The 11,877-nt window shown below is 72.0% G+C and carries 9 protein-coding genes; 4 read left to right on the forward strand and 5 right to left on the reverse strand.

Features of this window, described 5'->3' with window-relative positions; genetic code table 11:
* Positions 1-166: 166 nt before the first annotated feature.
* Positions 167-850, forward strand: a complete 684-nt coding sequence (locus ACIQAK_RS17105) for a transglycosylase SLT domain-containing protein (protein ID WP_366389553.1) — start codon at positions 167-169, stop codon at positions 848-850.
* A 166-nt stretch (positions 851-1,016) separates the two neighbouring features.
* Positions 1,017-3,230 carry a terpene synthase family protein gene (locus ACIQAK_RS17110; RefSeq protein WP_366389552.1) on the forward strand — a complete coding sequence of 738 codons (2,214 nt, stop codon included), beginning with the start codon at positions 1,017-1,019 and terminating at the stop codon, positions 3,228-3,230.
* A 139-nt stretch (positions 3,231-3,369) separates the two neighbouring features.
* Here the strand turns inward: ACIQAK_RS17110 and ACIQAK_RS17115 are convergent, their stop codons facing one another.
* The gene (locus ACIQAK_RS17115; RefSeq protein WP_026242033.1) at positions 3,370-3,870 is read right to left on the reverse strand and encodes a hypothetical protein; all 501 of its coding nucleotides are present in this window, start codon (positions 3,868-3,870) and stop codon (positions 3,370-3,372) included.
* A 442-nt stretch (positions 3,871-4,312) separates the two neighbouring features.
* On the opposite strand from ACIQAK_RS17115, the gene ACIQAK_RS17120 reads away from it, so the two are divergent.
* Positions 4,313-5,932: a hypothetical protein gene (locus tag ACIQAK_RS17120; RefSeq protein ID WP_366389551.1), complete on the forward strand. Its 1,620-nt coding sequence runs from the start codon at positions 4,313-4,315 to the stop codon at positions 5,930-5,932.
* A gap of 126 nt (positions 5,933-6,058) precedes the next feature.
* On the opposite strand, the gene ACIQAK_RS17125 is transcribed toward ACIQAK_RS17120, so the two are convergent.
* The 4 genes from ACIQAK_RS17125 to ACIQAK_RS17140 form a co-directional block, all read right to left on the reverse strand.
* Positions 6,059-7,225, reverse strand: coding sequence for a thiolase domain-containing protein (locus ACIQAK_RS17125; RefSeq protein ID WP_366389550.1), 1,167 nt, complete (start codon positions 7,223-7,225; stop codon positions 6,059-6,061).
* Positions 7,218-8,270: a thiolase domain-containing protein gene (locus ACIQAK_RS17130; protein WP_366389549.1), complete on the reverse strand. Its 1,053-nt coding sequence runs from the start codon at positions 8,268-8,270 to the stop codon at positions 7,218-7,220. The genes ACIQAK_RS17125 and ACIQAK_RS17130 overlap by 8 nt, the downstream gene beginning before the upstream one ends.
* Positions 8,271-9,218, reverse strand: coding sequence for an OB-fold domain-containing protein (locus ACIQAK_RS17135; protein ID WP_366389548.1), 948 nt, complete (start codon positions 9,216-9,218; stop codon positions 8,271-8,273).
* A 65-nt stretch (positions 9,219-9,283) separates the two neighbouring features.
* Positions 9,284-10,084 carry a crotonase/enoyl-CoA hydratase family protein gene (locus tag ACIQAK_RS17140; protein ID WP_366389547.1) on the reverse strand — a complete coding sequence of 267 codons (801 nt, stop codon included), beginning with the start codon at positions 10,082-10,084 and terminating at the stop codon, positions 9,284-9,286.
* Between the two features lie 166 nt (positions 10,085-10,250).
* Between ACIQAK_RS17140 and ACIQAK_RS17145 the strand changes: the two genes are divergently transcribed.
* Positions 10,251-11,861, forward strand: a complete 1,611-nt coding sequence (locus ACIQAK_RS17145) for an acyl-CoA synthetase (protein WP_366389546.1) — start codon at positions 10,251-10,253, stop codon at positions 11,859-11,861.
* The last annotated feature ends 16 nt before the right edge of the window (positions 11,862-11,877 follow it).

Raw genomic sequence — 11,877 nt, forward strand, 5'->3', positions numbered from 1 at the left:
AATAGGGTCATTGCTTCCTGTCCTGATGGCCGTTAACCATGGATCCCGGCAAGCACCGAGACCGAGTCTGCGACGAGCGCCCACCGGCGGTCGGCAGCCGATCCCCTCGGTCTCCGCTCAGCGGCCACGGGCCGCAGATCCCGTCCCCAACAGGAAGAGCTCACGCATGCCCCGCACCATCCGCATCACCCGCTCCCACAAGTTCGCCACCGCCGTGCTCGTCGCGGCCGGCTCCGTCACGGCCATCGCCGCGACCGGCGGGCAGAGCGAGGCACAGCCCGCCGCGGCCACGTCCTCCGTCGCCGCCGAGAGGATCGCCACCGGCGCCCCCACGGCGAAGGAGATCGCGGCGAAGAAGGCCGCCCAGGAGAGCGCCGCGAAGAAGGCGGCCGCCAAGGAGGCCGCGGCGAAGAAGGCCGTGGCCGACCGCAAGGCCGCGGCGAAGAAGGCTGCCGAGAAGGAGCGCTCCGAGAAGCAGGCCGCCAACCGCTCCACCGAGCGCAAGGCCGTCGCGGCGCCCAAGCAGTACAAGAACAACCTCGACGGCTGGATACGCGAGTCGCTCGACATCATGAAGAAGAAGAACATCCCCGGCTCCTACGAGGGGCTGCACCGCAACATCATGCGCGAGTCCAGCGGCAACCCGAACGCCGTCAACGACTGGGACATCAACGCGCAGAACGGCATTCCCTCCAAGGGCCTGCTCCAGGTGATCCAGCCGACCTTCGACACCTACCACGTCAAGGGCACCCCGAAGAAGCTCACCGACCCGGTCGCCAACATCACCGCCGCCGCCAACTACGCCGCGGACCGGTACGGCTCGATCGACAACGTCGACTCCGCGTACTGAGCGGACCGCCACGGAACAGACAGGCGCAGACCGGGCGCAGACCGGACCGCGATGATGTGACTAATCGCCGTCATGCGTGCCCCGGATGGCCGAAGGGTAGTGCTGGCGCGGACACCACCGGTCCGCGCGCACTCCGCGCGGAGGCTTCTGGAAAGGCCTGACGCACATGGCACAGCCCTTCTCACTGCCGGACTTCTATGTTCCGTATCCGGCGCGGCTCAACCCTCATGTCGAAGCGGCACGGACCCACACCCGTCAGTGGGCGCGCGGCATGGGGATGCTGGAAGGATCCGGCATCTGGGAGGAGAAGGACCTGGAGGCGCACGACTACGCCCTGCTCTGCGCCTACACCCACCCCGACTGCTCGGCCGAGGCACTGTCCCTGGTCACCGACTGGTACGTGTGGGTCTTCTTCTTCGACGACCACTTCCTGGAGCTGTTCAAGCGCACGCCCGACCGTGAGGGCGGCAAACGGTACCTGGACCGGCTGCCCGCCTTCATGCCGATGGAGCGGGGGGCCGCGACCCCGGAGCCGGAGAACCCCGTCGAGGCGGGCCTGGCCGATCTGTGGGCGCGGACTGTGCCCGCGATGTCGGACGCCTGGCGGGCCCGGTTCGCGGAGGCGACGGAGAACCTGCTCAACGAGTCGCTGTGGGAGCTCTCCAACATCAACGAGGGCCGCATCGCCAACCCCGTGGAGTACATCGAGATGCGCCGCAAGGTCGGCGGCGCGCCCTGGTCGGCCGGGCTCGTGGAGTACGCGGCCGATGCCGAGGTGCCGGCCGCAGTGGCCGACGCCCGCCCGCTGCGGGTCCTGCGTGATGCCTTCTCCGACGGCGTGCACCTGCGCAACGACCTCTTCTCGTACCAGCGCGAGGTCGAGGAGGAGGGTGAGAACAGCAACGGGGTCCTGGTCCTGGAGAAGTTCCTCGGCTGCTCCACCCAGGAGGCGGCCGAGGCCGTCAACGACCTGCTGACCTCACGGCTCCAGCAGTTCGAGAACACCGCCCTCACCGAACTGGGCCCGCTCTGTGCGGAGAAGGGCCTCGATCCGGCGCGGACCGCGTCCGTACTCGCGTACGTCAAGGGGCTCCAGGACTGGCAGTCCGGCGGCCACGAATGGCACATGCGCTCCAGCCGGTACATGAACGGGGGCGGGGCCGGCGAGGCGGTGGCGGGCTTCGGCATGTCCGCCGCCTCGATCAGGTTCACACCGCGCTCGGAGACGGCGCGGGCCCGCAGCCACAGCCATCTGCCGTACCAGCACGTGGGCCCCTCCCTCCTGCCCGACTTCGACCTGCCGTTCGGGACGACGCTGAGCCCGCACCTGGCGGGTGCCCGGGTCCGGCTGGTCGACTGGGCGCGCCGGATGGGCATCCTGGAGGCGCAGCCGGGGGTTCCCGGCTCGCACATCTGGGACGAGGAGCGGATCCTGGCGATCGACCTGCCCCTGTGTGCGGCGGGACTGCATCCGGACGCGACGCCGGACGAGCTGGACCTCTCCTCGGGGTGGCTGGCCTGGGGGACGTACGGCGACGACTGGTTCCCCGTGGTGCACGGGCGGGCCAGGGACCTGTCGGGGGCGCGGCTGGCCAACGAGCGGCTCTCGCTCTTCATGCCGCTGGACGGCGCAGGCGCCCCGGAGCCGGTCAACGCGCTGGAGCGGTCGCTGGGTGATCTGTGGCGCAGGACCGCGGCGCCGATGGACCTGGGCGCGCGGCGGACCTTCCGGGACGCGATCGAGTCGATGACCGCGAGCTGGCTGTGGGAGCTGGCCAACCAGGCGCAGAACCGTATTCCCGATCCGGTCGACTACGTGGAGATGCGGCGGGCGACCTTCGGCTCCGACCTGACGATGAGCCTGTGCCGGCTCGGGCACGGCAGGAAGGTGCCGAAAGCGGTCTATCGCAGCGGTCCCATGCGGTCGCTGGAGAACGCCGCGGCCGACTACGCGTGCCTGCTGAACGACCTGTTCTCGTACCAGAAGGAGATCGAGTACGAGGGCGAGGTGCACAACGGCGTCCTGGTCGTGCAGAACTTCTTCGGGGTCGACTATCCGACGGGCGTGGCGATCGTGCACGACCTGATGAACTCCCGGCTGCGGCAGTTCCTGCATGTGGCCGAAGTCGAACTGCCGGTGCTGTACGACGACTTCGGGCTGGACGCCGAGGCGCGGGAGGTGCTGGCGGGCTATGTGCTGGAGCTCAAGCACTGGATCGCGGGCATCCTGGTCTGGCACCGGGGCTGCCGCCGGTACCGCGAGGAGGACCTGCGGCGCGGGCACGGCGCCCCCTGGCACCTCGGCGGCCCCCGGGGGCTCGGCACCTCGGCGGCGCAGGTGACACGGCTGATGGCCGCATCGGCGGGCGGCAGGGGGTAGCCCGCGGGCCTGCACCGAAGGGCCCGGGAAGGCGGAGACGGCTTCCGTAGGAGCGGCCCGTCGTGCGACCTCACGGCGGGCCGCGGCGTATACGGAAGAAGGCCGCCCGGCATATGCGGGCGGCCTATGCAGATACGTTTCAGCCCTGCTGGAACAGCTCTGCGGGCAAGGGCTTGAGGAGGGTGTACAGATCGTCGGTGATGGGCCGGTCCCAGCTGGCGATGGTCACGAGCACCCCGTCGCTGCGATCGAACTGGACGCAGGCGATCCGGCTCTCCGAGAGCTTCACCCGACGGACGATCAGCAGGTTGTCCCCCTGCATGACGGGGACGTCCTCGCTGCTGACGACCTCGATCGGCTCGTCGTTCTCCAGGGCCAGCAGCAGCTGCGCCACCTCGAACGGGACCTGCCCGTCCTCGGTCTCGCGGGCCGGCGAACCGGCCGGGAGATTGCCGATGATCATGGCCGGGCCCCGGCCGCCGTACAGGTCGTACCGGAGGAAGACGCCCTGACAACTGCCGTCGGGGGCGGGGAGCAGACCGGCGCCGAGGTTGCCGGGCCAGTCCCCCGGGTCCATGGCCAGGACGTCGAAGTCCGGGCCCGCGGGTGTTGCGGCGCTACGGCGGCGGAGGAAGGACATGCTGCCATGTTACGTGGCCCGGCTCACGTCGCGGAGCCCGGCCCGGGGCGGAACACCGACCCGCGGCGCAGGGCCTCCGGCCACCGGCGGGGACGACGGGGCAGGGGTGCGACACGGACTGCGCCGCGCGCGGGACACGGACCCCTCCCGCCTGCCGAGCACGGACTGCGCCGCGCGCGGGGCACGGCCCCCTCCCGCCTGCCGAGCACGGACTCCGCCGCGCGCTGGGCACGGACCCCTCCCGCCTGCCGAACACGGACTGCGCCGCCCGCTGGGCACGGACCCCTCCCGCCTGCCGAACACGGACTCCGCCGCGCGCTGGGGCGACAGACTCTTCCGCGTGTAATCGGAGCAAGTTCGCCCGCGCCGGGCCCTTGTGCCGCATACCGTTGGATCACCGCCGTGCCGCGTCCGTCGCGGCACGGCGGATGCGGGAACGGCCATGCGCCGCAGGACGCGACGGCGACGCGCCGGACGAGAGGACAGGACGACGGTGGAGGGCACAGTGAGCGGGCTGGAAGAGCGGGTGGTGGGACGCGCCTGGACGGTGCGTCTGGACGCGGCCGACCGGGGCGGTGCGGCGGTGCGCGTCTCGTGCAGCCGTCCGGCCTGCGCCCCCCAGGTCCTGCCCTCCGCCGCCGTCGGCCGCACGGCTGCCGTCGCGCACCTCGCCACGCATCTGCGAGCCGCCTCGGGGCCCCGGCCCGAGGCGTACTGCGCCTGCCGGGCCGAGGAGTGCCACACCCACGTCCGGGACACCGGGCCACGTGAGCGCGCCACGGCGTCGCGGTGCGGGGGCCCGGTCGTCGTGGCCGTCATCAACGACCGGCAGGGCCGCTGGTGGCGGGCTCTGGAGTGCTGCGCGCGCTGCGCGGCCGCCCACCCCTCGGCGAAGATCGTCGCCACCGCGTCGGCCGCCACCGGACCGGCCCCCGCGGCGGGAGCCCGTACCACCGCCGGCGCTCCACCCACCGCGGTCGGCCCGCACTTCTCGCACGCCCCCTCGGCCGAGGCGCCGGTCCCGGTCCCGGTCGCTCGGGCGGTGCCCGCGCCCCGCTCCGCGAAGCCCCGGCGCCACCGCCGGTACGGGAAGATCGCCCAGCGGATCGTGCCGCACGATCTGCACCCCGTCGCCCTGCGCGACGAGCTGATCGAGCTGGGTGACCTCTTCCGTGCCTACCAGCAACGCCCCGAACCCGACCTGGCGGAACTCGCCGAGCTCCACTCGCGCAAGGCGAAGGCCTTCACCACATGGGCGGAGGTCACCGGCGAGACCGAGCTGCGGCTGGAGGCGCGGCGCGCCGAGCAGGCGGCCGACGCCGCTCTCCTCCAGCACCAGCAGCGCACGGGCCAGAGCCCGGCCGGCGCCGGGCAGGTCCTGAAGCGGCTGCTCACCGCGCCCGCGCAGTGGGAGCACGCACGTACCGTCCTCAACCATGTCGCCGACCACACCCCGCTGCCCGGTCCGGAGGCCCGCCTGCTGACGGTGATGCTGACGCTGCGCACCGCGCTCACCGGCACCGGCAACCTGGTGGGGCAGGACGTCGCAACTCTGCCCCTGTCACATCCGCAGGAGCTGGTGGGGCGGCTCGTGGACTGCGGCTGGTTGCGCATCCCCGGCACCGTGGACGATCTGCTCGCCTCCCGGCCGGAGAGCCCGACCCCCATCACCGTCCCGTCCCTGGTGCCGCTCCCGGGCGCGCCCGGCCCGTTCACCTTCGGCAAGAAGATGCGCCCCAAGCTCAGCGGATGGGCTCAGCGCGCCGTCGGTGACAAGAAGCTCCGCAAGGCCAGGACGGGTGCCGCCACCCGGCTCCTCGTCCTGGCCCTGGCCATCCGGACCAGCACCGACGGAGGGCTCGGAGCCGACGGCCGGGGCATCGCCCTGGAGACCCTCGCCTCCTGGTGTGCCGTCGACGTCGGCGAGCTGGAGCCCTTGGTGGAACAGCTGACCGAGAAGGACTGGCTCGCCGAGGCCGCGTTCACCGACACCCAGCTGACCGGCCGGGTGAGCGAGCGCGTACTTCCCCTCACCTGCCCTCTGACGGAGGCCACCACCTGACGAAGGCGGCCACCCGACGGAGGCCGCCACCCGACGAAGGCGGCCACCCGACGGAGGCCGCCACCTGACGTGAGCTGCCCCTGAAGTGAGCTGCCCCTGACGGGGGCGTCCCGCAGGCCGGGCGCCTCACCCCGGCGGGGGTTGCGATCCCACGAGCCACATGGCGAAGAACTGCGCACCTCCGACGTAGGCGTGGCCGACCGCCCTGGCGGCCCCGGCTATCTGGTGCTCGCCCGCCCTCCCCCGTACCTGGAGGGCCGCCTCGGCGAAGCGGATCATGCCGGAGGCGCCGATGGGGTTGGTGGACAGCACGCCGCCCGACGGGTTGACCGGGAGCTCCCCGTCGAGTTCGGTGACGCCCGCCTCGGTGAGCTTCCAGCCCTCGCCCTCCCCGGCGAAGCCGGGGTTCTCCAGCCACATCGGCTCGTACCACGAGAACGGGACGTACATCTCGACGGCGTCGATCTCCCGGCGCGGGTCGGTGATCCCGGCCTGGCGGTAGACGTCGGCGGCGCAGTCCTTGCCCGCCTGCGGGGAGACGAAGTCCTTGCCCGCGAAGAGCGTCGGTTCGCTGCGCATCGCACCGCCGTGCACCCAGGCAGGCGGGTGCGGTGCCCGGGTCGCGCCCTCCCGGTCGGTGAGGATCATCGCACAGGCCCCGTCGGAGGAGGGGCAGGTCTCCGAGTAGCGGATCGGGTCCCAGAGCATGGGGGACGCCTGGACCTTCTCCAGGGTGATGTCCGCTTCGTGCAGGTGCGCGTAGGGGTTCTTGAGCGCGTTACGGCGGTCCTTGTACGCGACGAGGGAGCCGACCGTGTCAGGGGCTCCCGTACGGCGCATGTAGGCGCGCACGTGCGGGGCGAAGAAGCCGCCTGCTCCGGCCAGCAGGGGTTGCTGGAAGGGGACGGGTAGGGAGAGCCCCCACATGGCGTTGGACTCGGACTGCTTCTCGAAGGCGAGGGTCAGTACGGTCCGGTGGACGCGGGCGGCGACCAGATGGGCGGCGACGAGCGCGGTCGAGCCGCCGACCGAGCCCGCCGTGTGGACCCGGAGCATCGGTTTGCCGACGGCTCCGAGGGCGTCGGCGAGGTACAGCTCCGGCATCATGACGCCCTCGAAGAAGTCGGGTGCCTTGCCGATGACGACGGCGTCGATGTCGCTCCAGGTCAGAGCGGCGTCCTCCAGGGCGCGGACCGCCGCCTCGCGGACCAGTCCCGCGCTGGAGACGTCGTGCCGGGCGGCGACGTGCTTGGTCTGACCGATGCCGACGACGGCGACGGGCTCCTTAGGCATGAGCGCTCTCCCCTTCCAGGACGGCGACCAGGTTCTGCTGGAGGCAGGGCCCGGAGGTGGCGTGGGCGAGGGCCCGGTCGGACTCGCCGCGGTGGATGCGGGCGGCGGCCTCGCCGAGCCGGATGAGGCCCGCCGCCATGATCGGGTCGGCGGCGAGCGCCCCTCCGGACGGGTTGACACGGACGTCGTCGCCGAGCCCGAGTGCCTTGCGCAGGATCACCTCCTGCGAGGTGAAGGGGGCATGCAACTCAGCGGTGTCGACGGGCCGTTCGAAGGCTCCGGCGTGCCGGGCGGCGAGCCGGGCGGAGGGTGAGTCGGTCAGGTCGCGGACGCCGAGGCTGTGGGCCTCGATGCGGTGGTCGATGCCCCGGATCCAGGCGGGCCGTACGCAGAGGGCACGGGCGGTGTCCCCGGCGGCGAGGATGACGGCGGCGGCGCCGTCCCCGATGGGCGGGCAGTCGCCGGTGCGCAGCGGGTGCACGAGGTGGTCGCCCGCGGGTACGTCGCCGGTGAGCTGGGCGTACGGGTTGGCGGTCGCCTCGGTGCGGCTGCGGGCGGCGATCGCGGCGAGGGCCGCCTCGTCGGTGCCGCCCGCGTCGATGAGGGCCTGGGCCTGGAGGGCGGCGAGTGCGACGGAGTCGGGCCGGAGCGGGGCGAGGTAGTAGGGGTCGAGCTGGCGGGTGAGGACGTCGCGGACCTCGCCGGGCGAGGACTTGCCGTACGAGTAGACCAGCGCGGTGTCCGCCTCGCCGGTCATGATCTTCACCCAGGCCTCGTACAACGCCCAGGCCCCATCCATCTCGACGTGGGACTCGGAGATGGGCGGGTGGGCGCCGACGCCGTCGAGCGCCATGGTGAAGGAGAAGGGGCGTCCCGCGAGGTAGTCGGCGGAGCCGGAGCAGGTGAAGCCGATCTCCTTCGCCTTGAGGCCCGTCGCGCCGAGGACCTCGTGCAGGACGGGCATCAGCAGCTCGACCTCGGAGAGTTCGTCGGTGCGCCGGCGGTGCGCGGTCTGGGCGAAGGCGACGATCGCCACGTCTCGCATCTACACCAGCTCCTTGTACGTGTCGTAGTCGGCGTCGGGCTCCCCGGTGGGCCGGTAGTGATCGGGGTGGCGGGCGCCCTCCACCCAGACGGGTTCGACGCGCAGACCCATGCGCACCTGGTCGTAGGGGATCGCGGCGATGCGGCCGTGCAGGGCGAGGTCGGCGCCGTCGAGAGCGATGTGCGCGTAGACGTAGGGGACTTCGATGTCCAGATTCCTCGCCTTGATGTTGACGATGCAGAAGGTGGTGACGGTGCCGCGCGGGCCGACCTCGACCTGTTCGGCGGTGGCGACTCCGCAGGTGGGGCAGGCTCCGCGCGGCGGTACGTAGACCTTGCGGCAGGCGGGGCAGCGTTCGCCGACGGTGCGGTGGCCTTCGAGCGCCCCGAGATAGGCGCTCTGGGCGCGGCCGGGGGCGTGGACGTAGTCGAGGCGGGCCTCGGCGACGATGCCGGTGACGGGGTTCGGGAACTCCCCTTCGTGCGGCGCTGGTTCGGTCGGGCCGGGCTCACCCGCGTACGGCTCGAAACAGGCGATGTCGGTGATGGCGCCGGTGCGCGTGGTGGCCCAGCGGATCGTGACCCGCATCCCGGTGTGCACGGCGTCGGGCCCGGGGGCGTCCAGCACGTGCAGAAGCGCGGTGTCGGCGCCGTCGAGGCGGACGAGCACCCAGGCGAACGGGGTGTCCAGCGGCTGGTCGCGGCGGGGGGACGGGTTCCAGGCCCAGGTGGTGACCGTGCCGGTGGCGGCGACCTCGACGAGTTCGCGGAGCTCGTTGGCGGTGGCGGGGTCGTACTCGACGGGCGGCACGAGGACCGTGCCGTCGTCCGTGCGGACCCCGAGGACGGTGCGTTCACGCAGTCCGGTGAGGAAGGCGCTCTGGATGGGGCCGAGGGAACGGGTGAAGGGGAAGGCGACCACCAGCGGGGCGCTGAGGACGTCGGTCATGGCTCTCTCCTACGCTCAGGAATCAGAACTCAGAACTCAGGGCTCAGGACTCGGAGGCCCAGGGCTCAGGCGCGCCGGTAGACGGGCGGGCGCTTCTCGGCGAAGGCGCGGGTGCCCTCCTTGGCGTCCTCGGTGGCGAACACGGGCCGGCCGCGCTCGAGTTCGGCGGCCAGGGCTTCGCTTTCGGTCAGCTCGGCGCCCTCGTAGACGGAGGCCTTGACGGCCTCGACGGCGAGCGGCCCGCAGGCGTTGATCCGCTCGGCGACGGCGAGGGCCTCCGCCAGGGCGGTGCCGTCGGGGACGACGCGGCCGACGAGCCCGAGGGCGGCGGCCTCGCCGGCGGTGTACGGGCGCCCGGTGAGGAGCATTTCGAGGGCGTGGGTGCGGGGGATCTGGCGGGGCAGCCGGACGGTGGAGCCGCCGATCGGGAAGAGGCCGCGCCGGACCTCGAAGAGGCCGAAGGTGGCACCCGCTGCGGCGATACGGATATCTGTTCCCTGGAGGATCTCGGTGCCGCCGGCGACGCAGGGGCCTTCCACGGCGGCGATCACCGGTTTGCGCGGCCGGTGGTGGCGCAGCATCGCCTTCCAGTGCAGATCCGGATCGGCGGTCATCCTCTCCCGGTACCCCTCGCCCTCCATGCCGTCGCCCGCCAGCGCCTTGAGGTCCATGCCGGAGCAGAACGCGCCGCCCGCCCCGGTCAGGACGACGGAGCGCACCTCGTCGTCCGCGTCGGCCGCGAGCCACCCGTCGTACAGGCCGACGAGCATCGGCAGCGACAGCGCGTTCCTGGCCTGTGGTCTGTTCAAGGTGAGCACCAGCGTGGCGCCCCGGCGCTCCACGGTGAGGTGTTCCGTACCGCCCATGACGAACTCCCGTCTGCGGACCTGGAACAGGTTGCAGCAGGCGGGGACGCAGTTCAATAGTTTTCTGACAGCCAGTCAGATTCTTTGGGCGCCACCCCTTCCCACTTGTGCCGCCCGGCGCTCTAATGACGGCCGGGTCGCCAGTCATCCGGGGTCAGGAGGAACGGTGGAGTACAACCTTGCCGACCTGTTCGAGCCGGTCGTCGACGTGGTTCCCGACCGTGAGGCGCTCCTGTACGTCGACCACCCCGGCACGGGTGCCGAGCGGCGCCTCACCTACGCGCGACTGGACGCTGCCGCCAACCGGATCGCCCACCACCTCATCGACGCGGGTCTGCGCCCGGGCGAGCACCTGGGGCTGCACCTCTACAACGGCGTCGAGTACCTCCAGACGGTCCTGGCGGCGCTGAAGGCCCGGCTGGTCCCGGTGAACGTCAACTACCGTTACGTGGAGGAGGAGCTGGTCTACCCCTACCGGGACGCGGACCTGGCGGCACTGGTCTTCGACGGCGAGTTCGACGAGCGGGTCGCGGCGGCGTCCGTACAGGCTCCGGCCCTGCGCCACCTGGTCCGGGTGGGGGCCGCCGCCGCGCCCCCGGGGTCGGGGGCCGTTCCCTTCGGCGAGGCCGAGGCCTCCGGATCGCCGCTGCGCGGCTTCCCGTCACGGTCGGGCGATGACCAGTTCATCATCTGCACCGGCGGCACGACGGGCATGCCCAAGGGCGTGATGTGGCGTCAGGAGGACCTGTTCTTCTCCGGTCTGGGCGGTGGCGCGCCGACCGGGGAGCCGGTGCGGAGTCCGCAGGAACTGGCGGAGCGGGTAGCGGCGGGCGGCGACGGCATCACCTTCTTCCCCACTCCCCCGCTGATGCACGGCACCTCCACGCTGACCGCGTTCATCGGGTTCAACTTCGGGCAACGCGTGGTCGTGCACCGCAAGTTCGTGCCCGAGGAGGTGCTGCGGACGATCGAGAAGGAGAAGGTCACCAGTGTCTCGCTGGTCGGCGACGCGATGCTGCGTCCGCTGATCGACGCTCTCGACGGGCCGCTCGCCGGCACGGACTGTTCGTCGCTGTTCCCCGTCTCCAGCTCGGGGGCGATCATGTCGGATTCGGTGCGGGCGGAGTTCCAGGCGCTCGTCCCGACCGTGCTGCTGCTCAACAACTTCGGCTCGTCCGAGTCCGGCTTCAACGGCACGGCGACCGCCGACTCGGGCCCCGAGCGGGGCTTTCGGGTGCAGGTCAACGCCCGTACGGCCGTGGTCGATCCGATGACGTACGAGCCGGTGGCACCGGGCGAGCCGGGCCGCATCGCGCAACGCGGCCATGTGCCGCTCGGCTACTACAACGACCCGGCCAAGACCGCCGACACCTTCTTCCGCAAGGGTGAGGAGCGGTGGGTGCTGCTGGGCGACATGGCGACCGTGGACGCGGACGGCATCGTCACCGTGCTGGGACGGGGCTCGCAGTGCATCAACACCGGTGGGGAGAAGGTCTATCCGGAGGAGGTCGAGCAGGCGCTCAAGTCCCATCCGGACGTGTACGACGCGCTGGTCGCGGGCGTCCCCGACGAGCGCTGGGGCAGCCGGGTCGCGGCCGTCCTCGAACTGCGCGAGGGAGCGGCGGCGTTGGACCTGGCAGCGGTGCAGGCCCACTGCCGGACCCGGCTGGCCGGGTACAAGATCCCCCGCGCGCTGGTCCTCACCGACCGGATCCAGCGCTCTCCGAGCGGCAAGTACCGCTGGGCGAAGGCGGTGGCGGCGGCCGCGAAGGGCTGAGCCACGGGCCGCCGTC

This window comes from Streptomyces sp. NPDC088706, from assembly GCF_044752765.1.
Taxonomy (GTDB): Bacteria; Actinomycetota; Actinomycetes; order Streptomycetales; family Streptomycetaceae; genus Streptomyces.